The 22,549-nt window shown below is 68.5% G+C and carries 18 protein-coding genes; 8 read left to right on the forward strand and 10 right to left on the reverse strand.

Going from position 1 to position 22,549, the window contains the following annotated elements:
• Positions 1-94 precede the first annotated feature (94 nt).
• The 7 genes from QZM35_RS15455 to QZM35_RS15485 form a co-directional block, all read right to left on the reverse strand.
• A complete protein-coding gene (locus QZM35_RS15455) occupies positions 95-1,153 on the reverse strand; it encodes an ABC transporter permease (protein ID WP_174975731.1) in 1,059 nt (352 codons plus the stop codon).
• The gene (locus tag QZM35_RS15460) at positions 1,150-2,709 is read right to left on the reverse strand and encodes a sugar ABC transporter ATP-binding protein (protein ID WP_301776289.1); all 1,560 of its coding nucleotides are present in this window, start codon (positions 2,707-2,709) and stop codon (positions 1,150-1,152) included. Before QZM35_RS15460 ends, QZM35_RS15455 begins: the two co-directional genes overlap by 4 nt.
• Before the next feature lie 101 nt (positions 2,710-2,810).
• On the reverse strand, positions 2,811-4,193 hold the full coding sequence (locus tag QZM35_RS15465; protein WP_301776290.1) for an LLM class flavin-dependent oxidoreductase: 1,383 nt from the start codon (positions 4,191-4,193) through the stop codon (positions 2,811-2,813).
• 26 nt (positions 4,194-4,219) lie between these two features.
• Positions 4,220-4,987 carry an ABC transporter permease gene (locus tag QZM35_RS15470; RefSeq protein WP_089476386.1) on the reverse strand — a complete coding sequence of 256 codons (768 nt, stop codon included), beginning with the start codon at positions 4,985-4,987 and terminating at the stop codon, positions 4,220-4,222.
• The gene (locus QZM35_RS15475) at positions 4,984-5,718 is read right to left on the reverse strand and encodes an ABC transporter permease (protein WP_301776291.1); all 735 of its coding nucleotides are present in this window, start codon (positions 5,716-5,718) and stop codon (positions 4,984-4,986) included. Before QZM35_RS15475 ends, QZM35_RS15470 begins: the two co-directional genes overlap by 4 nt.
• 4 nt (positions 5,719-5,722) lie before the next feature.
• Positions 5,723-6,526 carry a transporter substrate-binding domain-containing protein gene (locus QZM35_RS15480; protein WP_089429941.1) on the reverse strand — a complete coding sequence of 268 codons (804 nt, stop codon included), beginning with the start codon at positions 6,524-6,526 and terminating at the stop codon, positions 5,723-5,725.
• A 188-nt stretch (positions 6,527-6,714) separates the two neighbouring features.
• A complete protein-coding gene (locus tag QZM35_RS15485; protein ID WP_301776292.1) occupies positions 6,715-8,022 on the reverse strand; it encodes an NtaA/DmoA family FMN-dependent monooxygenase in 1,308 nt (435 codons plus the stop codon).
• Between the two features lie 347 nt (positions 8,023-8,369).
• Here QZM35_RS15485 and QZM35_RS15490 point away from each other — a divergent pair, with 347 nt between their 5' ends.
• The 6 genes from QZM35_RS15490 to QZM35_RS15515 all read left to right on the forward strand — a co-directional run bounded on the left by QZM35_RS15490 (position 8,370) and on the right by QZM35_RS15515 (position 15,441).
• Positions 8,370-9,542, forward strand: a complete 1,173-nt coding sequence (locus tag QZM35_RS15490; RefSeq protein ID WP_301776293.1) for an MsnO8 family LLM class oxidoreductase — start codon at positions 8,370-8,372, stop codon at positions 9,540-9,542.
• On the forward strand, positions 9,539-10,114 hold the full coding sequence (locus tag QZM35_RS15495; RefSeq protein WP_301776294.1) for a GNAT family N-acetyltransferase: 576 nt from the start codon (positions 9,539-9,541) through the stop codon (positions 10,112-10,114). Before QZM35_RS15490 ends, QZM35_RS15495 begins: the two co-directional genes overlap by 4 nt.
• 66 nt (positions 10,115-10,180) lie before the next feature.
• The gene (locus tag QZM35_RS15500; RefSeq protein WP_301776295.1) at positions 10,181-11,821 is read left to right on the forward strand and encodes an ABC transporter substrate-binding protein; all 1,641 of its coding nucleotides are present in this window, start codon (positions 10,181-10,183) and stop codon (positions 11,819-11,821) included.
• A 62-nt stretch (positions 11,822-11,883) separates the two neighbouring features.
• Positions 11,884-12,894 carry an ABC transporter permease gene (locus QZM35_RS15505; protein ID WP_174975724.1) on the forward strand — a complete coding sequence of 337 codons (1,011 nt, stop codon included), beginning with the start codon at positions 11,884-11,886 and terminating at the stop codon, positions 12,892-12,894.
• 13 nt (positions 12,895-12,907) lie between these two features.
• On the forward strand, positions 12,908-13,777 hold the full coding sequence (locus tag QZM35_RS15510) for an ABC transporter permease (RefSeq protein ID WP_089433903.1): 870 nt from the start codon (positions 12,908-12,910) through the stop codon (positions 13,775-13,777).
• Complete coding sequence (locus QZM35_RS15515; protein WP_301776297.1) at positions 13,774-15,441, forward strand: ABC transporter ATP-binding protein; 1,668 nt, start codon at positions 13,774-13,776, stop codon at positions 15,439-15,441. Before QZM35_RS15510 ends, QZM35_RS15515 begins: the two co-directional genes overlap by 4 nt.
• 287 nt (positions 15,442-15,728) lie before the next feature.
• On the opposite strand, the gene QZM35_RS15520 is transcribed toward QZM35_RS15515, so the two are convergent.
• From QZM35_RS15520 to QZM35_RS15530, 3 genes are all read right to left on the reverse strand, one after another.
• The gene (locus QZM35_RS15520; RefSeq protein ID WP_089429949.1) at positions 15,729-16,646 is read right to left on the reverse strand and encodes an AEC family transporter; all 918 of its coding nucleotides are present in this window, start codon (positions 16,644-16,646) and stop codon (positions 15,729-15,731) included.
• Positions 16,647-16,657: 11 nt separating this feature from the next.
• The gene (locus QZM35_RS15525) at positions 16,658-17,089 is read right to left on the reverse strand and encodes a hypothetical protein (protein ID WP_301776298.1); all 432 of its coding nucleotides are present in this window, start codon (positions 17,087-17,089) and stop codon (positions 16,658-16,660) included.
• 168 nt (positions 17,090-17,257) lie between these two features.
• Positions 17,258-17,998 (reverse strand): GntR family transcriptional regulator, encoded by a 741-nt coding sequence (locus QZM35_RS15530; RefSeq protein WP_089433906.1) that lies wholly within the window; start codon positions 17,996-17,998, stop codon positions 17,258-17,260.
• Positions 17,999-18,155: 157 nt separating this feature from the next.
• On the opposite strand from QZM35_RS15530, the gene QZM35_RS15535 reads away from it, so the two are divergent.
• Positions 18,156-19,718 carry a DASS family sodium-coupled anion symporter gene (locus QZM35_RS15535; RefSeq protein ID WP_301776299.1) on the forward strand — a complete coding sequence of 521 codons (1,563 nt, stop codon included), beginning with the start codon at positions 18,156-18,158 and terminating at the stop codon, positions 19,716-19,718.
• 38 nt (positions 19,719-19,756) lie between these two features.
• Positions 19,757-22,168, forward strand: coding sequence for a hypothetical protein (locus QZM35_RS15540; protein WP_301776300.1), 2,412 nt, complete (start codon positions 19,757-19,759; stop codon positions 22,166-22,168).
• Positions 22,169-22,549 lie beyond the last annotated feature (381 nt).

Raw genomic sequence — 22,549 nt, forward strand, 5'->3', positions numbered from 1 at the left:
TTCGGCAATCGATATTACTTTGGATAACAAACCGTCCTGCCTGAAGATTCTCCGAACCATGGGTGCCCGAGCCTGGTCTCGGCGAGCTCACGCGTCACGCCCGGGCATCCGTACGGCGACCGATGCCGAACGTAAATGCAAGGGCCAGCACGAGCAGTACGCCCTTGATGAAATCCTGCATGTAGTAGGGTGCGTTCAGCATCGTGAGCCCGTTGAGCAGCACGCCGACGAACACCGCCCCGACGACCGTGCCGAATACGTTGGGCCGCTTCGCGCCCCACACCGCATAACCGATCAGCGCGGCCGCCACCGCATCGAGCAGCAGCGAGTGGCCCGCGCTCACGTCGCCGCGGCCGACCCGCGCGGCGATCAGCACGCCGCCCAGCGACGCGATCGCACCCGACACGACATACGCGGCGACGCGGTAGCGCGCGGCCGGCGCGCCGGCCAGCCGCGCGGCCGTTTCGTTGCCGCCGATCGCGTAGATCACGCGGCCCCAGCGGGTCGCCTCCATCGTCACGCAGGCCAGCACCGTCACAGCCGCGAGCAGCAGGACTGGCAACGGTACGACGTCGAACACGCGCAACCGGCCGAGCGCGAGAAACGCATCGGGGAACACGCCCGTCGCGTCCGTGCCGTCGGGCAGCACGGAACCGGTCGCGAGCGAACGGCCGCCGGTCGGGATCAACTGCAGGCCGGCGAGCAGGAACAGCGTGCCGAGCGTCGCGAGCTGGTCGGGCACGCGCAGCCGCGTAATCAGCAAGCCGTTGAACAAGCCGGCCGCCACGCCAAGCACGACGCAGGCGAGCACGGCCGCCCATGCGCTGCCGTGCCAGACGACCAGCACGTAGCTCGCAGCCATTTGCGCGGTCGCGGCCACGCTGCCGACCGACAGGTCGAAGCCGCCGGCCGCGAGCGTGACCGTCACGCCGATGCCGAGCAACGCGACGATCGACACCGCCTGCAGGATGCTGAACAGGTTGTCGAGGTTCAGGAACGCGGGCTCCCTGAGCGCGAACACGACCACGAGGACGCCCAGCACGAGCAGGATGCCCGTCCGTTCGAGCACATCGCGGATGCGCGCCGGCCCGGGACGCGACGACCGTTCGACGGATGCGGCATGGCGGACAGCGGAAGAAGTCACGGGTTTCATGAGCAGGCACGCACGATGGAAGAAGTGGGAGGCACGCAATCAAGCGTCGCGCGGTCGAATCGCACGATACGATCGGCGATCTCGGCCGCTTCCTCGAGATCGCTGACGAACACGATCGTCGTGCGCTCATGCGCATGACGCCGCAGCGTATCGACGATATCGGCGCGCGCGCCCGCATCGATGCCCTGGAACGGCTCGTCGAGCAGCAACAGCCGCGCCGGCTCGGCATGCCAGCGCGCGAGCACGACCTTCTGCTGGTTGCCGCCGGACAGGTGCGCGACGCGATCGTCGGGCCCGTCGCAGCGAATGCCGAACCGTGCGATCGCCGCCGCGGCGGCCGTGCGTTCGCGCGCTCGGCGCACCGCGCCGCTCGCGAACCAGCGCGACAGGAACGGAAAGCCGATCGTGCCCGCGATCGACGCGAACGGAACGCTGTCGGGAAACAGCGACGTGCGCCAGCGGTCCTCGCCGGCCAGGAATACGCCGGCGCGAATTGCATCGGCCGGCGAGCGTGGCCGCCACGGCCGCCCGTCGAGCGTCATCTCGCCGGCCGCCGCCCGCACCGCGCCGAAGATCGTCCGCGCGAAGCGCGACTTGCCGCCGCCGACGGGGCCCGCGATCGCGACGATCTCGCCACGCCGGACATCGAGGTCGAACGGTGTACTGGTCGGCGTCAGCCGCATCTGCCGCACGCTGAAACCTTGGCCTGCCCCGGCTCCGGCGAGCCCGGCACGCTCCGGCACCGATGCACGCGTACGCGGCAACGGCCGGCCGATCATCGTTTCCACCGCCGCGTCGAAATCGATCGGCGCGGCCAGGTCGGCGACGATCCGCCCGTCGCGAATGATCGCCGCGCGATCGGCGATGCGGCGCAAATCGCCGAGCCGATGCGACACCAGCAGGATGGCGACGCCGTCGCGGCGCAACGCGTCCACCAGCACGAACAGCCGCTCGGCCTCCGCCGCCGACAGGCTGGCGGTCGGCTCGTCGAGAATCAGCAACGATGGCTGCCCGGCCAACGCACGCGCCAGGGTCACACGCTGCTGGTCAGCCAGCGACAGCGAGGCGAGCGGTGCGGCCAGGTCGACGTCGAGCCCGACCCGTGCGGCGAGCGATCGCGCCGCCGCGCGCCGCGCGGCCGGCGGCACGCGCCAAGGCGAGGCCGGATCGCACAGCCGGTCGAGCAGCAGGTTGTCGGCGATCGACAGCGTCGGCACGACGGCGTCGGCCACGGACTGGTGCACGGTCGCGACGCCGAGCCGCTTGGCCGCGTGCGGCGACGCCGGTCGATAGGGTTCGCCGCGTAGCGTCAGCGTGCCGCTGTCCGCTTGCAGCGCGCCGCTCAGGATCTTGACGAAGGTCGACTTGCCCGCGCCGTTCGCGCCCATCAACGCGACGACTTCGCCGGCGCCGATCGACAGGTCGAGCGCCGACAGCGAGACGGTCGCGTCGAAGCGCTTCGCGATGCCCGTGGCGCTCAGAACAGGTGGTAACGTCGACCGATGAGGCCGATCGTCGCGCGTCACGTCCATCGTCTCGTTTGTAGCGCTATTCATACCGAAGATTCCGGACGGCGCGATGCGCTTGCAGGAGAAACAGGTCGTCGTGGGTCATGTCACGCAATTCCGCTGAGGATCGTCCGGCATTGATCGGCTGGTCAGTCGGCTTCAGCCACGGGAAACCGGAACGAAGCGCCATAGGCCGTGTCCGGCAGGCGGTCCCGCCCGCTCAGCCGTGAACGGAAGGTGCCGCTCGCCGGCGTCGCTCGGTACAGGCCGCGCTTTTTCAGTTCCGGCACGATCAGTTCGGCGAAATCGTCGAGCGTGCCCGGGCTGATCAGCGGATTGAGCATGTAGCCGCTCGTCGTCGATTGCCGCGCATGCTCGGCGAGCTGGTCGGCGACTTCGTCAGGCGAGCCGACGAGGATCAGGTCGGTGCCGCGCGTGACATTCGCGAACTTGCGCCGCACGTCGCCGGCGGTGAGCGGCTTGCCGCTGCCGTCCGGCCGCACCACGTAGGACGTGAGCCCTTCCGTTTGCGTCGTCAACGGCTCGTCGTCCGCATAGCGATCGATGTCGATGCCGGTATCGCCCGCATAGCTGACGAGTTGAGCCTGCAGGTGATAGTGCTGCTGCAGCGCGTGGTACTTCTCCTTCGCGTCGGCCGACGAACGCGCCGTCACGATCCGCAGCACCGTGAGCGCCTTCACGTCCTCCGCTGCCCGGCCGTTTTCGACCGCCAGCCGCCGGATTTCATCGAGGCCGGTGCGGATCTCATGCGGATTCGACTTCGCGACGAACACCACTTCCGCGTGCTTCGCCGCGAATTCGCGCCCGCGCCCCGACCAGCCGGCCTGGATCAGCACCGGCGAGCGCTGCGGCGACGGCGCGCAGACGTGCGGGCCATGCACGCGATAATGCGTGCCTTCGTGCTCGATCGGCCGCACACGGTCGCCGCGCGCGTAGCGCGGCTCGCGCTTGTCGGCGACGACCGCGTCGTCCGCCCAGCTCCCTTCCCACAGCTTGTAGGCCACGTCGAGAAACTCCTCCGCACGCGCGTAGCGTTCGTCGTGGCCGATCATCCGGTCGAGCCCGAAGTTGCGCGCCGCGCTCGTCAGGTAGGACGTCACGATGTTCCAGCCGATCCGGCCGTTGCTCAGGTGGTCGAGCGTGCTGAAGCGCCGCGCGAGCGCGAACGGGTGCTCGTAGGTCGTGCTCGCGGTCACGCCGAATGCGAGCCGCTCGGTCTGCGCGACGAGCGCCGGAATCAGCATCATCGGATCGTTCGCGGGCGCCTCGACCGCCCACCGGACCGCCGCGTCGGACGACCCGCCATGGACGTCGTACAGGCCGAGCACGTCCGCGAAGAACAGCATGTCGAGATCGGCCTGCTCGGCCGTGCGCGCGAGGTTCGACCAGAACGCGAGCGTGTTCGCGCGCAGCCGTTCGTCGGCGGGATGGGTCCACAGGCTCGGCGCACCGCCGCAGCCGACGCTGGCCTGTTCGTAAAGGGAAAACAGCAAGGGGCGAGGATCGGACATCGTCGTGTTCAGTGCAAAAGCAGGAATCAGTTGGGCGCCGCCCACGCGCCGGACGATGCGCGGCGGCGCCGTGCGGGCGGGCGATCGTCGGGCTCGCGCGTCAGGTAGCGGTTGAGGTGTTTCTCGAGACGGGCGGCGGGAATCGTCAGCAGCGCGACCAGCACGACATAGACGATCGCCGCGCCCGCGAGCGGCTCATAAACGCGCAAGGTTTCAAAACGAAGCGTGTTGGCCGTCCCCATCACGTCGAACACCGTGACGGTCGACGCGAGGACGGTCGACTTCAGCAGCAGGATCGCCTCGCCGGTGAGCGCCGGCAGCGCGAGTCGCCACGCACGCGGGCCGACGATCCGGCGCAGTACACCCGCCCGCGTCATTCCGTATGCAAAGCCGGCCTCGATTTCGCCGGCCGGCACCCCGGCAATCGCGCCGCGCAGGATCGTCGCGACATAGGCGCCCTCGTTCACGCTCAACGCGACGACCGCATACCAGAACGCATCGCGCAGCAATGGCGACGCCCAGCTGTCGCGCATCCATTCGCGCGGGACGATCTGGCCGAAGCCGTAATACAGCAGATAAAGCTGCACCAGCAGCGGTGTTCCGCGAACCAGCATGATCCAGCCGCGCGCGGGCCAGCGGCAGGCTGCGTGGCGCGAACCCGCCGCCAGCGCGAGCGGAATGCCGATCACCACGCTGGCGATACCCGACAACAGCAGCAACGCCAGGGTCGTCGGCACCGCGGCGAGCAGCTTCGGCATCACCGTGTCGAGCAGGAAAGGCAGCGAGAAAATCATGTCGTCGCGCGCCTCGTGCCGCGGTTCGCATGCCGCTCCAGCGCCGCGAAGAGGCCGGTCGACGTGATGCTCAGCAGCAGGAACAGTGCGGCCGTAACCAGATAGAAGAATACGTAGTGCCGCGTCGCGCCGGCCGCGAGCTGGCTCGCCTTCAGCAGATCGGTGAAAGACCCGAGCACGCTGATGAACGACGCATCCTTGGTCGCGTTCAGCCACACGTTGCCGACGCCCGGCAGCGCGAGCCGCGCGGCGGCCGGGAACCGGATGCGCGCGAACGTCTGCCATGGCGTCATCCCGTACGCGTACGCGGCTTCGATCTGGCCGACCGGCACGTTGACGAGCGCCGCGCGGAAGATGTCGGTGAGATACGCACCCTGGATGAAACCGAGCGACAGTGCGGCGACGACGAACGGATCGAACGCGAAGTCGCCCGATACGATGCCGCTGCCGCGAAGCGCGTTCTCGATGGCCGGTGCGACCGCGTAGAACGCGAGCAGCAGGCACAACAGTTCGGGCAGCGCGCGCACGAGCGTCGTGTAGAGGCGCGCCAGCCACACGAGCGCCGCGTATCGCGACAGCTTGCCGAGCGCGCCGGCGATGCCGAGCAGCACGCCGGTGCAGAACGACGCCGCCGCGACGCCGAACGTCAGCGCGAACGCACCCGCGAACACGCGGCCATAACCGCCGTCGCCGAATGCGAGCAACGCGAGCAGCGAATCGTCCGCGGCCATGCGCTCAGCGCCCCTTCTCGATCGTGCCTTTCAGGTTCGGATAGCGGGCGGTGATCGCATCCCACGTGCCGTCCTGCTGCAGTTGCGCGATCGCGGTCGACAGCTTGCCGCGCAGCGCATCGCCGCGCCGCACGCCCGCGCCGACACCGAGGCCCAGCACCGGATCGTCCGCGCACGTGGCCTTGACTTCGAAGTCCTTGCCGTCGCGCGACGCGAGGAACGCCGTGAATAGCCCCTTGCCTTCCTGCACGTAGTCGACGCGCCCGGACACCAGATCCGCGAGCGCATTGTCGAACTTGTCGAACGCCTTGATCTGCACGTTCTGCTTGAAGCGGGCATCGAGGAACGCCGAGAAGTTCGTGCCGGCCTCGACGCCGATCACGCTGCCCTTGAAGGTCGCGGGCACCGCGCAGTCGACGCGGCGCCGGTCGCTTTTCGCGCCGACGAACACCGTCGGCGACTCATAGTAGGCACGACTGAAGTCGATCGCTTTCTGCCGTTCGCCGGTGATCGTCATCGACGACCAGATCACGTCGATCTTGCGGTTCTGCAACGCCGGAATCAGGCCGTCCCATGCAATGTCGGTGAGCTCGCACCGCACGTTCAGCTTGCCGCATGCGGCATCGAGCACGTCGATTTCCCAGCCCTTCCACTTGCCGCCGGCATCTTTCGAAAAGAACGGCGGATACGATTCGGCGTCGATGCCGACGCGCAACGTCGGCTGGGCCGCGTGGGAAATCGGCGCGAGGCCGAGCACGAACAGCGCGGCCGCGGCACGGCGGACCCTGGAACGCATCAAACGATTCATGTGGCGAATTTCTGAAATAACGTCGGAACGACCGGCGTTGCAGCCGGCAGGAGGCGTGACTGTAATGCGCGCCGATGCGTGTACCAAATGGTTATTTTTGCGATGGATATCTGATCGCGCGATATGTACGATATGCACGAAACCGCGCACCGTCCGACGTACGGCACGGTACGCGGTTCATCCGTCGTTCACGCCGCCACGGCCTCGCGCCGCAACGCCGGCAGTTCCAGGTTCGCGCGAAAATCGCCGCCTACATAGTCGGTGTCGAGCAGATCGCGCCGCCGCAATTCGGGCAGCAACCCGTTGAGCAGCAGGTCTTCCTGGTCCGGCTGGCCGAGCCCGTGCAACGACAGCACGTCGACGAGCCCCGCGCGATAGCGCGTTTCAATCGCGTCGGCGAGCTGTTCCGGCGTGCCGGCGACGGACCAGTGGCCCGTCTCCTGCGCACGGATGATCAGCTCGCGCAGCGTCAGCCGCTGGCGTGCGTAGCCCACGAAGATCGCGACGCGTCCGCGCCGGCGATGCACGCTGTCGATCGCCGGCAGCAGCGACGCCGGCAACGGCTGGTCGAGCGGCAGGCCGCTCAGGTCGACGACGCCGCCCAGCATGTCGGCCAGCTTCAGCCTGCCCTGTTCGTAATCGATCCGTTCATGCTTGTCGCGCAACCGTCGCGCGACGTCGGCATCGGATTCGCCGATCACCGAATGGAACGAGTTCATCACGAGCGGCAGCCGGTCGGCGCGGCCGAATGCGATGGCCTGCCGATGCAGCTCGGCGACGAATGCGCGCGCATCGTCGTGCGTCGGCTGTGACGTATAGACGACCTCCGCGTACTTCGCGCCGAGCGATACGCCGCTGGCCGACTGCCCGGCCTGAAACAGCACCGCCCTGCGCTGCGGCGACGGCGGCACGTTCAGCGGCCCCTGCACCTGGAAGTGCTCGCCGCGGTAGTCGATCGCGCCGAGCTGGCGCGGATCGACCGAGATGCCGCCGCCCTGCCCGCGCCGCGTCGCGCGCGGATCGTTCGCGTCGAACAGCGCGTTGACGACTTCGACGAATTCGGCCGCACGCGCGTAACGCCGTTCGGGGTCGGGCAGCGCCGCATCGCCGAAATTCTCCTCGCCGACCGACGACGTGACCGCATTCCACGCGGCCCGCCCGCCGCTCACGTGGTCGAGCGTGCCGATCAGCCGCGCGAGGTTGTACGGATGGTGATACGTGGTCGACACCGTCGCGACGAGGCCGATCGCCGACGTCGCCTGGCTCAGCGCCGCCAGCGCGACGATCGGCTCCTGGCTGCCCGTGGTGCCCGCGAGGCCGGCCGCATCGGCCTGCAGCAGGTCGGCGGTAAAGAGGCCGGTGATCTTCTCGGCTTCCGCCCTGCGTGCGAGCGACGCCGCGCGTCGCACACCCTGTGCGACATCCGCATCGCCGGGCGCGTACAGCACGCTCGCCGCGCCGACGAGCGTCTTCAGCCGTCTGCGTGCGCCGCTCATGACGCGGCTCCGTTCATCGCGCGATGGCACGCCGTGAGGGCCGTACGTCGTTCGCGTTGCTCGTTCATTCGCACTCCTCGTGATTCCGTTCGGTCGGAGAATCGGAGCGTGCCCGCGGGCATCGCGACGGCGAGCGTACTCGCGTCGGACCGTCGGTCAGGCTCCACACACGCGCCGCGAGGCGCGCAGCCAACGACCATAACGCAAGCCCCCGGGGCGGCCGGAACGAATATTTTCGGCTTTCGATATTCTTCTTGATTGTTTGACCGTGCGAACGTCGACGCAAAATAATTCGGCATGCCAAATCCGCTGATCAGGCCGTTTCGACCCGCGCCGATCGCTTCATCATGACGTTCGACGCCCTCCGCTCCCACTTCGATTTGTCCGCTTTGTCCGCTTTGTCCGCATTGCCGTTCCGCTTGAGCGTGCTCGACAAGAGCCCCGTCGCGCCCGGAGAAACCGCCGCCGACGCGCTGGCGCGCAGCGTATCGCTCGCACGCTTCGCCGATGCGGCCGGCTATCACCGCTACTGGCTCGCCGAACATCACAACACCGCCGCGCTCGCGTGCCCGTCGCCGGAAATCCTGATCGCGCACGTGCTCGCGCAGACGCGGCGCATTCGGGTCGGATCCGGCGGCGTGATGCTGCAGCACTACAGTCCGTACAAGATCGCGGAAAACTTCAACCTGCTCGCGTCGCTCGCGCCCGGCCGCGTCGATCTCGGCATCGGCAAGGCGCCGGGCGGCCTGCCGCTGTCGACCCGTGCGCTGCAGGCCGGCTACGATCCGGCGCGGCGCGCGTCGTTCGCCGATCTGGCCGAGGAATTGAATCGTCATCTCGAGGGCGACGATGCAACAGCCGACGCGAGCGATCAGGATGGCGCTACGCTGCATGCGACGCCACGCCCGCCCGAGCCCGCGCAACCGTTCCTGCTCGGCGCCAGCGCGGAAAGCGCCACGCTCGCCGCGCGGCTCGGCTGGGCGTTCGTCTACGCGTCGCATCTGAATGCCTCCGCGACGGATCTGGAGCGCACGTTCGACACCTATCGCGACGCGTCGGGCGGCCGCACGCCGCTGCTGGCCGTCTCCGCGATCGTCGCCGGCACCCGCGACGCGGCGGCGCGACTCGCGAGCGGACATCAGGGCTTTCGCGTTCAGGTGGGCGACACGCCCGCCGTCAACGTCGGCAGCCTCGAACAGGCGCACGCGTACATCCGCCAGGCCGGCGGCGGCCCGCACCGGATCGACCCGCGCGAAACGCGGATCGTGCACGGCACGCGCGACGACGTGCTGCACGAGCTCGACGCATTGCATCGCCGCCACGGGATTGCCGAATTCGTCGTCGACACGCCGGTCGCCGACGCCGCCCCGCGCATTGCGTCGCTGCGCCTGCTGGCCGGCGCGCATGCCGACGGTGACGACACGGCGGCGGGGGCGCGCGACGAAGCGAACGCGAACGCGCGAGATGCCGGCGCGCGCACGATCGCACGCCAACCGGACTTCGAGGGCACCGCGCCATGACCGATACGATTCGCATCGCCAGCGCAGACGACGTGCCGGCCGTCTACGCGTTGCTGCAGGACGCCTACGCGCCGCTCGCGGCGCAGGGCGTGCACTTCACGATCACGCGCTCGCCGATCGAACGCGTCGCGCAAGCCGTCGCGCGCGAAACGACGTTCGTGCTCGAACATGCGGCACCCGACGGCCGTACCGCCCTCGCGGCCACGTTGACCGTGCGGTCTCCATGGGTATCCGGCGAACGCCATCGCACGCCCTATCCGTTCCTGCACTGGTTCGCGGTTGCGCCCGCGTTCGCGCGGCAAGGGCTCGGGCACACGCTGCTCGAACACGTCGAGACACAGTTCCTGGCCGCGCAGGTCAAGGCGCCCGCGACGTATCTGTCGACCGCGATCCACCATCCATGGCTGCAGTCGTACTACGAGCGCGGCGGCTACGTGCCGTTCGATCGCTCGACCAACGCGCTCGGCACGCCGCTCGTCTGGCTCAGAAAAATCCTGATCCCGGATCTCTACGAGGATCCGGCGATGGCCGACGCCGCGCCGGAGCGCCTGCCTGTCCCCGTGGACGCGTGACGCGCGGGCGCACCCTGCTTCGCGTAGTGCATCCCCTGCCATCCATCTCGTGAAAGGCTTCAACGCATGACTCTCGCATTTCCGGATTCCGCTCTCCGCGCGTCGCGCCACACCGTATCGGCTGCGTTGCTGCTCGCCGTCGCGATGCCGTATGCGGCGTTCGCACAGGGCACACCCGTCTCCGGCGGCACGCTGACCTGGGGTGTCGAAACCGAGCCCCGCACGCTGAATCCGCAACTGAACGGCCAGGACAAGGTCGAGCTGCTGCTGCGCAACGCCTACGAAAGCCTGCTCGCGCAGAAGCCCGACGGCAGTTACGTGCCGTGGCTCGCGACCGGCTACAAGGTCTCGGCCGACGGCAAGACCTACACGTTCACGCTGCGCGACGGCGTGAAATTCACCGACGGCGCGCCGTTCGACGCGCAGGCCGTCGCCCGCAACTTCCTGAACGCGCGCGAACTGTCGTACTCGGCCGGCAGCCAGCTTGCGCGGCTGATCTCGCACGTCGCGGACGTGAAGACGCCCGACGCGCACACGGTCGTGATCGCGCTCGACGCGCCGTATACGCCGTTCCTGACGTTCGCCGGCCGTCTGCCGCTGCTGTCGCCGAACGCGTTCGGCCGGCCGAGCCTGAAGTCGGGCGGCACCGACATCGCGGGCACCGGCCCGTTCATCCTGAAGCGGTACGTGAAAGGGCAGGAAATCGAGTTCGCGAAGAACCCCGACTATCGCTGGGCGCCGCCGACGGCGGGCCACCAGGGCCCCGCGTACCTCGACCGGATCGTCTACCGGTTCCTCCCCGAATCGTCGGTGCGCACCGGCGCGCTGTTGTCCGGCCAGGTCGACGTGATCGAAGGCGTGTCCGGCAACGACGCGGCACTGATCCGCAAGAACGCCGATTTCACGTATCGCCGCGCGCTCAATACCGGCACGCCCTACTCACTGTTCCTGAACGTCGACTACGGCCCGACCCGCGACGTGAAAGTACGCCGCGCGCTGCTCGAAGGACTGGACGCGACCGGCATCGTGCAGTCGATCTACCGCGGCGAGCGCACGCGCGCGTGGGGGATCACGTCGCCGATCGATCCGCTCTACGACGCCGCTGTCGAAAAGACCTACGGCAACAATCCGAAACGGGCGAACCAGCTGCTGGACGAAGCCGGCTGGCAAGCACGCGACAGCAGCGGCTACCGGACCCGCGACGGCGAACGCCTGACGATCGCGGTGATCCAGGCGCAGGCGACGGTACGCGATCAGCGCGACGTGCTGCTGCAGGCACTGCAGGCGCAGGCACGGCAACGCCTCGGCGTCGACCTGAAGATCCAGTACGTCGACGACGGCACGTACGTCGAAGCGCGCAAGAGCGGCAAGTTCGGCTCGATCGCGAACTCCAACACGCCGCCCGACGGCATCGACATCGAGGGCCACTACCTGCCGGTCGATCGCGGCGGCGCGCTGAACTACAGCCGTGCGGCGGCGCCCGAACTGGCGCGCTGGTTGCAGGCGGCCGCGCGTACGCAGAACGTCGCGCAGCGCAAGCAGTCGTACGGCGAGCTGCAGCGCTTCGCGATCAACGAACAGGCGTATGCGGTCCCGCTTTACGAACCGGAAGACCAGATCGCGGCCGCGAAGGCCGTCCAGGGGCTGCGCTTCCGCTCGTTCGCGCAGATGCCGGAGAACCCGTACGACGTGTGGGTGAAGCAGTAAGCCGGCGCGCAGCGGCCCGCTTTTGCATCACGGTTCGCGCCGACCCGACAGGAGATTTCCCAATGAGCCATTCGACCTCCGCTCCCGCCTCCCTCCCTGACGCACGACCGGCCGCGCCGTCGCCGGCCGCATGGCGGCGCTGGCCGGGCTCGCCCGTCGTCACGCGGCTCGCCACCGGCGTGCTCGTGCTGTGGGCCGCGATCACGCTGTCGTTCGCGGCCGTGCATCTCGCGCCGGGCGATATCGTCGGCATCCTGATCGGCGAGCAGTTGAGCACGCCCGAGATCGAGGCCGCGATCCGTCAGGAATGGGGACTCGACGAACCGCTCGCACTGCAATACGTGCACTACCTGTGGCGCGTGCTGCACGGCGAGTTCGGCCGCTCCTACATCCTGAACACGGACGTCGCGCCGCTCGTGCTCGGGCAGCTGTGGCCGACGCTGAAGCTGACGGGCGCGGCGCTCGTCGTGACGATCGTGTTCGCGGTCGGCCTCGCGGTGCTGACGGCCGGCCGCCGCTGGGCGGGGCGCGCCGCGTCCGGCGTCGAACTGCTGCTGGCCTCGACGCCGTCGTTCTGGCTCGGAATCATGCTGTTGTTCGTGTTCAGCTTCACGCTGAAGCTGTTCCCGGTGGCCGGCGATCGCGGCTTCGCGTCGCTCGTGCTGCCCGCGCTATCGCTGGGGCTCGCGCAGGGCGCGGTGATCGGCCGCGTGCTGCGGCAAGGCATCGAGCGCGCGCTCGACGAGCCGTATGCGCTGACGGTGCGCTCGTGGGGGATCGGCGGGTTCGCGCTGCGCGTGCGCCATGCGCTGCGCCACGCGGCGCTGCCGGCCGTCACGCTCGCCGGCTGGCTCGTGGGCGGGCTGCTGAGCGGCGCCGTGATCACCGAGCAGGTGTTCGGCCGGCCGGGCCTCGGCAAGGTGACGGTCGACGCGGTGCTGTCGAAGGACATGCCGGTGATCCTCGCGATCGCGATCCTGTCGGCCGCGATCTACGTCGCGCTCAGCACCGCCGTCGATCTGCTGTACCTGCTGATCGATCCCCGCCTGCGCGAACGCCGCGCACGGCATTGAACCGGAGGCACCGATGTCCGTTCCCGTCGATCTCACGTTGCGCCCGAGCGCGACCCGCGGCACGGCCGGCTGGCTGTCCCGCCATCCGGGGCTGGCGCTCGCCGCCGTCTATCTGCTGCTGAACGTGGTCGCCGTCGTCGCGCCCGGCTGGCTCGCGCACGGCGATCCGCTCGCCGCCGATCCGCTGTCCGCGCAGCTCGGCAGCAGCGCCGAGCACTGGCTCGGCACCGACCAGCTCGGCCGCGACATCTACTCGCGCGTCGTGTATGGCGCACGCTACTCGCTGTCGATCAGCGCGGCCGCGATCGGCGTCGCGACGCTGTTCGGCACCGCGCTCGGGCTGCTCGCCGGCCTCGCCCGCGGCTGGCTCGACGAGCTGATCACGCGCGTGCTCGACGTCGTGTCCGCGTTCCCCGACCTGCTGCTCGCGCTGATGCTGATCTCGTTCACCGGCCCCGGCGCGGTGAACCTGGTGTTCGCGCTCGGCGTCGCGTCGGTGCCGCGCTTCGCGCGCGTCGTGCGCGCGCAGACCTTCGTCGTCGCATCCTCCGGTTACGTCGAACACGCGCGCACGCTCGGCCTCGCGCCGGCGGTGCTGGTCTGGCGCCACGTGCTGCCGCACGCGATCGCGCAGGTGCCGGTACTCGCGACGATCGGCCTCGGCACCGCGATCATCGGCGCGTCGGGGCTCAGCTTTCTCGGCATGGGGCCGCAACCGCCGGCAGCCGAATGGGGGCTGATGCTCGCCGAGGGCCGCAACTATCTGTACAACGCGTGGTGGATCGCAGTGTGGCCCGGCCTCGCGATCACCGCGGCCGTGATCGCGGTGAATGCGCTCGGCGGCTACTGGCAGGCGCGCTTCGAGCGGCGGGAGGCAGCATGAGTACGATCGGCGCCGTGTCGCAGCCGACGCCCGCGCGTGGCGCGCCGCTGGTCCGCATCGAGCAGCTGACGGTCGGGTTCCGCGGCGCGCAGCCCGTCGTCGGGCCGCTCGATCTCACGCTGCATGCCGGCGAATGCGTCGCGCTGGTCGGCGAGTCGGGTTCCGGCAAGTCGGTGACCGCGCGCAGCCTCGTCGGGCTGAACGGCCCGCATGCCGCGATCGACGCAGCACGCTTCGACATCGCCGGCATCGACGTGCGCCGCCATCGGGAACGCGACTGGCGCGCCATTCGCGGCCGCCGGATCGGCTATGTGCTGCAGGACGCGCTGGTGTCGCTCGATCCGCTGTGGCGCGTGCGCGACCTCGTCGCCGAAGCGCTGCACGATACGCGGCGGCGCGACGTCGCAACGCGCAGCGCCGACCTGCTGCGCTCGGTCGGCATCGACGACCCCGAGCGGCGGCTGCCGCAGTATCCGCACCAGTTGTCGGGCGGCTTGCGGCAGCGCGTGCTGATCGGCACCGCGATCGCGGGCGGCGCGGCGCTGCTGATCGCCGACGAGCCGACCACCGCGCTCGACATGACCGTGCAACGCCAGATCCTGTCGCTGCTGCGTGCGCGCCGCGATGCCGGCGATGCGGTGCTGCTGATCAGCCACGATCTCGCGGTCGTCGCCGAACTGGCCGATCGCGTGCTCGTGATGCGCGGCGGCCGGATCGTCGAGCAAGGGCCGGCACGCGACGTGTTGAGCGCGCCGACGCATCCGTACACGCGGCAGCTGCTCGCGGCGATTCCCACTGCCGCGTCGCGCGGGTTCCGGCTCGCAGCCACCCCGCGCGTGCCGCTGCCGCCGAAGCGCATCGATACGGGCACGCCGGTGCTGGCCGTCGACGCGTTGACGAAACGCTACGGCGGCCGCGACACGCCGGCCGCGGTCGACGGCGTGTCGTTCACGCTCGCGCGCGGCGAGACGCTCGGCATCGTCGGCGAATCCGGCTCCGGCAAATCCACCGTCGCGCGAATCGTGCTCGGGCTCGTCGAACCGGACAACGGCACCGTCGCGCTCGACGGCCAGCCGTGGAACGGCGTGCCGGAAGCCGCGCGGCGGGCGCGCCGCGCGCGGCTGCAGTTGATCGCACAGGATCCGTACAGCTCGTTCGACCCACGCTACTCGGTCGGGCAGATCGTCGGCGAAAGCCTCGATGTGGCCGGCATCCGTGGCGACGCGCGGCGCCGCCGCGTCCTGCAGCTGCTCGACGAAGTCCAGCTCGGCGCCGGTTGCATCGACCGGTATCCGCGCGAACTGTCCGGCGGCCAGCGGCAGCGCGTCGCGATCGCGCGCGCGTTCGCGTCGAATCCGGCGCTGCTCGTCGCGGACGAGCCGGTCAGCGCGCTCGACGTGTCGATCCAGGCGCAGGTGCTGGACCTGCTCGCCGACCTGCAGGCCGAGCACGGCACCGCGATGCTGTTCATCTCGCACGATCTCGGCGTGGTGCATCACGTCGCCGACCGGATTCTCGTGATGCGGGGCGGCCGCGTCGTCGAAAGCGGCCCTGTCGACCGGGTGTTCGGCGCGCCGTCGCACCCGTACACCGCATCGCTGCTCGACGCGCTGCCGCTTCTGCCCGACGCCCGTGCGGCGTCGCCGCTGCCCGCCGTCGCCTGACCATGGTTTTTCACCGAACCGCTGCCATGCACCGATCGACGCCCGCCTCTCCCCGCCGGATCCATCTCGGCGCCATCATCCCGCGCGCGTCTGGCAACATGACCGCGTAGCGGCACCGGATGCGCTCGCTGACGCGAGTGTCTCGGGCTTCCGTATCCGCCGAACCGGCACGCACGCGCGGCATGAGCGGCAGCGAGTCGTGCGCGTGGCCGGGCCTTGCGTGACGGTCGTATCGCCAGCACGGCCGGCCTTGTGCATTTCGCCAGGCCACCGCGCGCGAACCCGGCTCAACCGTGGAACACGAGCAGCACCAGCGGCATCGTGACGGCCGCGAGCGCGGTCTGCACGGTGATGATCCCGGCGGACAAGCGATGATCGCCGCCGAGCAGCTTCGCCATGATGTACGCCGACGGTGTGCACGGCAGCGAATTGAACAACACGATCGTCGTGAGTGCCGGCCCCCGGATGCCGAGACTGAAGCCGATCCAGAAGGTCAGCAAGGGCACGAGCAGCAATTTGATCACCGACGACTGGAACACGGGGCCGCGCGCCGCCTTCGCGGCCTTCACGTCGAGACCGGCTCCCACGGCGAGCAGCCCGAGCGGGAGCGATGCAGCACCGAGAATCGACAGCACGCTCGACAGCACGCCCGGCAAGGGCAGCCCGCCGAGATTGAACGCGGCGCCGAGCACGACCGACATGATCACCGGGTTTCTCAGCAAGGCGCCGCCGATCTGCCGCGCCGATGGCGCACCGCCGCTGCCGTGACGCATCAGGATGATGATCGACGCGACGTTCAGCAACGGGATCGCGACTGCGATGCTGATCGACGTGAGCGTGAGACCCACGCTGCCGTACAACGCCGCGGCGGCGGCAACCCCCACGTACGTATTGGGCCGCAGCGCCCCCTGGATCACCGACGAAAACACAGCCCCCGGCTGCCGGCTCCACGCTCGCCATGCATAGAGCAGCGCCGCGCTCGCAACCACCGCGCCGAGGATGGCGATCGCGATCGGCCGCACCGGAAACTGCGTCAGATTGGCTTTCGCGACCTGACTGAACATCAGCGCGGGAAACATGTAGTAGTAGTTCAGCGTTTCGCACGGCAACCAGAATTCGTCCGGCAGCAGGCGGCGCTGCCGCAGCACGAATCCTGTCAGGATCAGCACGAAGATCGGAATGAGTGCGGTCAGGACATTCTGCACGGGCCGCTCCGTCACGCGAAGACCAGCGTCTTCGCGAGCACGACCGCGCCGTAGACGCCGATGAATGCGGTCATCGCGCGCTCGTACAGCGGTGCGCCGGCGCGCGCGAACAGCACGTTGCCGACCGCGAAATAGATCGCGACCGCCACGGGTGCCATCGCGACGCCCGTCGTCCCGACATACAGCCGGCTGCGCGCGTGAACGAATTTGCGCAGCCCGGTCTGCAGACGCGACGAATAGCGCATCGCGGCGGCGCTCAGCATTGCAACGCCGATCATCAGGTCGGCGCGCGCATTCAGGTTCAAGCGCACCAGCATCGCAAGCGATACCAGCACCGCGATCGCGCAGATCACCATCGTGACCCGTTCGGCGACCGGCACCGCACGTCGCCGCGCGAGCAGCGACGCCGGCCCGATCGTCGCAATGATGGTGGTCTTTGACATTTTTCTGATCCGATGAATTCGGTGCACAGAAATATGACAGAACCGTGAAATTCTCAGAAAGAATTAAAAATACGAAACCTAGATCCGAAAGTGATTTAGAAAGCGCGCACCTCGTCCGGTCGATTGACTGCGCATGGCCATTGCCACGGCCCACGGCCAAACGCATGTTCAACCGACAAATCGCGCTTCGACACCGCTTCGCACCACCAGATCGAAGCGCTCCGGACGAATATGAAACACGGTGGATTCACACGTGCGGCCGTCGGCCAGACGCGACGTGCGCCGCAACACGAGCAGCGGCGCCTGCTTTGCGGTCTTGAGCCACACGGCGATATCGTCGGGCGCGGCCACGGCCGTCACCGACATGTCGGCGTCGGCAATGCGCCAGCCGAGCAGTTGCTCCAGCAGCTCGTAGGTCGGCAGGCTGTCGGCCCGCGCAAAAGCGACGTCGCTCGCTTCGGGCAGCAGGCAGGTCTGCGCGAGCGCGATGGGCTCGTCGTCGACCCAGTGCAGGCGTTCGAGATAGACGCAGCGCGTCACGTCGGCGGCGAACGCGTGTCGCAGGCCGGGCGGCACGTCGCACGCCTCCATGCGCAGCAGTTCCATCCGTGCCTTGGCCCCCTGTCCCGCGATCGAATCGTGCAGTCCACGCAGCACATCCAGTCGATGCCGCAGCCGCTGCTTGGCGGCGAACGTGCCCTTGCCCTGCTTGCGCTCGACGACTCGCGCGTCGGTCAGCCGGTCGAGCGCGAGCCGGACGGTCACCCGACTCACCTGAAAACGCTCGCTCAATTGCGCCTCGGACGGCAGCTTGCCGGTCGGCTCGTACGCGCCTTGCTCGATCTCATCGCGCAGCGTCGTCGCGATCTGCTCGTAAAGTGACGTCGCATCATCACGCAACAGCGTCATCGAATCTTCCTCTCCGTGCCCGGCTCGCGCTATGCGCGAATCCTGATTTCGATATGAAAAGCAATTGGATCGCCCAACTTGTATTAATACGTATTATGACATCTCGATAGACGATCGGGCCTGCTGTCCCAGGGCCCGACGCACGGGGAGCATACCAGTGACTGAAAACGCAATCGGCACGCCGCCGCTCGACAGCACGCACGCCAGCCGGCCGCCATCGGCCGGATCGCCGGCGACGCGACACGCCGATCCGCACGCGGCAGGCCGGTCGCATCGCGCGCACTGGCGTGCCGCGATCGGCTTCGCTGCGGCATGGCTCGCGTTCTTCGCGATCGCCTGGTGGCTGCCGGCCCCCGCGCATCTGTCCGCGGAAGGCAAGGCGACACTCGCGGTGGTTTCGTGGGTCGCGATCGTATGGATCACCGACGCGGTTCCGGTCGGCGTGAGCGGCATCCTGCTGCCGATGCTGCTCGTGCTGTCGCACGCGAGCCCGTCGTTTCCGAAGGCGGCCAGCGGCTTCGCCGCGCCCGTCGTGTTCCTGTGCCTCGCCGCGTTCCTGTTCTCCGCGATCATGCAGGCGTGTGGACTCGACCGCCGCATCGCCCTGTTGCTCCTCGATCGCCTGAAGGTGCGAACCGCCAACGGCGTGATCTGGGCCATGTTCGCGGTGAATTGCGTGATGGCGCTCGTCGTGCCGGCCGCGAATGCACGGGCCGCTACGCTGCTGCCCGTCACGAACGGGATCGTCCGGCTGTTCGGCGAGTCGCCGCGCGAGCGTGCCGCTCGCAAGGCGATCGTGATCCAGACGCTCGTCTACGGCGCAATGATCAGCGGCATGTGCATCCTGACGGCCCACCTGCCGAACATGGTCGTGTCCGGGTTGCTCGAGAAACAGCTCGGCATCCGGATCTCGTATCTGACGTGGCTCAAGCTCCAGTGGCCGTACCTCGGGATGTTCGCGATCACGCAAGCCTGGGTGCAATTCCATTTCCGCTCGCGCGCCGTCGCGATTCCCGGCGGCCCGGGCGCGATCGCGGCCATGCGCCGTGCGCAACCGCGCGCGGCGCGCAACGACTGGGCCGTACTCATGCTGTTGGCCGCCGTCGCCGTATTGTGGGCGACCGAGCCGCTGCACCACCTGCCGTCGGAAATCGTCGCGCTGATCGCGCTGGCGTTGCTGTTCGCGCCCGGCGTGCTGCGCTTCGGCTGGGCCGAAGTCGAACAGCGCACGATCTGGGGCACGCTGTTCCTGCTGGCCGGCGCGCTGTCGCTGTCGTCGGCGATCAGCGCGTCGGGGCTCGCGAGCTGGGCCGCCGATCACATCTATGTCGCCGCGCACGGTCACGGCTGGTGGTTGGCGATCGCGATCGTGATGCTCGGAACGCACGTGATCCGCATCGGCATGCTGTCCAACGTCGCGGCCGTCACGATGATCGCGCCGATCGCGCTCGCACTCGCGCCGCGCCTCGGGCTGCATCCCGTCGCCTTCACGATGCTCGTCAGCGATACCGACAGCTTCGCCTATCTGCTGCCCACGCAGATCACCGCGGGCGTCATCGCGTACAGCAGCGGCGCGTTCTCGACGGCCGACTACGCGAAGGTCGGCGCGGTGTCCGTGCTGATCGCGATCGTCTACGGCCTGTGCGTGATTGCACCGTGGTACGCGTACATGGGCATCCCCGTCTGGGACGCGAGCGCGCCCTGGCCGTTCGCGCACTGAAGCGCCCGAGTTCCATCGCCATTTCTTCCGGATTGACCATGAACGAATCCAACGACGCCCTCGATACCGTCGATGCCCGCGCCGCCGCGCTGCGCGACCGCCTGGGCCCGCACGTCGCGCCCGAAGGCCTGTATGAGCGCCACAAACGCCTGCCGTTCGCCGGACGCGTGCGCTGCAACGTTGCACAGCTCGAAGCCGGCGCATGGAGCGAGATCGTGCTCGATTACGAAGTCGGTTCGTCGGGCATCGCCGACGGTGGCTGGCTGAAGGCCACCTTCAAGTTCTATTCGGATTGGGCGCTGTTCCAGACCAGCGATCCGGGCGCCGCCAACTACATCAGTGCCGAATACCATGCCGCACCACCCGTGCCGGGCCAGAGCCCGGCCACCGTGCAGGCGCTGAACGTGCGTTTCGACCAGAAGGGACACGAGCGGCCGTTCCAGAAGGCCGTGATCGTCGACGTCGTCGACGGTTACGTGAACGCCGGCGACCGGATCGTGATCCGACTCGGCGATCGCCGTCGCGGCCCCGGCACGCGCGTGCAGACCTTCGCCGAGGACAACTTCCGGTTCCGGCTCTACGTCGATCCGCTCGGTACGTCGCGCTTCGTCGCCGTGCCCGGAGACATCTCGATCGACATCCGTGCCGGCGCACCTTCCGACGTACTCCTGAACGGCCCGCGCTTCGTGCGGCCCGGCACGCGCGCGCCCTTCCGGCTATCGCTGCAGGACCGCTGGGGCAATGCGTGCCGAGACGCAGGCGGCACCGCGCGCGTCGTCGCATACGACGCACGCGGCGAAGCCGTCTACCGACGCGAGCACGCGCTGCCCGATGCCGGGCTCGCGACCTGCGCGGTCGACGACCTGCCGGTCGATGCCGGCACGCTGCGCATCGTGGCCGACATCCCCGCCCGCCCGGACGTGCGCGCGGCCGAAGCGTGGCTCACGAGCGACGCGTCGCTGCCTGCGCCCCGTGCGTGGTACGCCGACCTGCACGTCCACGCCCACGATACGGTCGGCACCAACAGTCCGGCGTACAACGCGCGCTACGCACGCGACATCGGCGGCATCGACGTGCTCGGCTATACGGCGAACGATTTCCAGATCACCGACGAGAACTGGCAACTCGGGGTGGATGCGGTCGAGCAGTTCAACGACCCGGGCCGCTTCGTCGTCTATCCGGTGCAGGAATGGTGCGGCAGCTCGACCGCGGGCGGCGACCACAATGTCGTATTTCTCGGCGACGCGCGGCCGGATTTCCCGTACAACGCGCGCGGCGAGCACAACCGCACGCTGGTCTGGAACGAGGACATGAAGGGCAATGCGGTCGAGCTCGGCCGCTGGCCCGTCGAGGAACTGTGGGATGCGTATGCGGACGATGCCGCGCATCATCTGGTGATGCCGCACGTCGGTGGCCGCCGCTATATCCCCGACTGGCACCATCCCGAGCTCGAACGGCTCGTCGAGATCGCGTCGTCGTGGGGGCACTTCGGCTGGCTTTACCAGGACGTGATCGCGCGCGGCTATCGGCTCGGCGTGGCGGCCAGCGGCGACGAGCATCGCGGCCGGCCCGGCGGTGGCGCGCCCGGCGTGCAGGTGTTCGGCGTTCGTGGCGGCCTGACCGGCGTGCTGGCCGAATCCCTCGACCGCCGCAGCGTCGGCGAGGCGCTTCGCGCCCGTCATACCTGGGCGACGACGGGAGAGCACACCGCACTGCTCGTTCAATGCGGCGAATACCGGCAAGGCGACGCGTTCCGGCATCGCGGGCCAGCCACGCTCGATTACCGCCTGCTCGGCAACGCAGGCTGGGAATACGTGGCGGCCTACGACCATACCGGCGTGATCTGGGAGCGCGATCTTCACGCGGAGCTGGGATACGCGCAGCGGCACATCCGGGTTCGCTGGGGAGGTGCACGCATTCGCGATCGCTATCGCTGGGCCTCCTGGCGCGGCACGATCCGTGTGCTGAACGGCACGATCCACAATTTCAGGTCAACCGGCTTCGAACACCTCGAGGAGGCGGCCTGGCGTTCCGGGACGACCGACATTGGCTTCGCAAGCGATACGTACGGCGATGCCGACAGCGTCGAGATTGAAGTGGGTGGCCTGGCCCATGCCACGATCGTCGTCGAAGGCACCATCGACGGTTTCGTCAAGGTCGGCGATCCGCTGGCCGGCAATCCGTTTGCGCATGCGCCGACGTTCCGTCATGAGATTCGTGGCGCGGATCTGCTGGCAGCCGGCTCCGCGACGCACCAGCTCGGTGGCACCGAGCTGTTTCTCGCCATCGAACGGCTGACTGAGCAGACGTTGCCGACCGACCTCTCGGGAAGCATCGAGATCGCCGCGTCCAACGCCTCGTTCGGCCACCGCCCCGTGTACTTCTTCGGGCGGCAACGCGATGATGCGAAGGTCTGGTCTTCGGCGCAGTTCATTACGTTCGACGATTGAGCGCGTCCGACTCGACCCACCTTGTCACCGGGCGCTTGCGACGGTCTTTCCGACGCTCGCCCGGTGACGATCGCGGCTGCAAACCGTCGAATATTCTCATCACTTCGAGCCGGTCTCGACCGGCAAAGCGGCCTCACGCGCGCCGTTCACCCACCATCGCCACCACACCCGGACGCATTCATCGGCCTTCGAACGCCTAGGGAAAATCCGGAGACATCCTTACAGCGATTTACCTGATGATTCATGGAAGCGTCATGTTTCGGCGATTCAGGTGTCCGCCAAGCTTTCAATTCGCGTCACGCAACCGATGCCGCCGCGCGGCACATGCGATGACCGAAACCTGAAACGGCAGCCGCCGGCGCATCGTCAGGTGTTCAATAC

It is taken from the genome of Burkholderia sp. AU45274 (genome assembly GCF_030482505.1).
GTDB lineage: Bacteria > Pseudomonadota > Gammaproteobacteria > Burkholderiales > Burkholderiaceae > Burkholderia.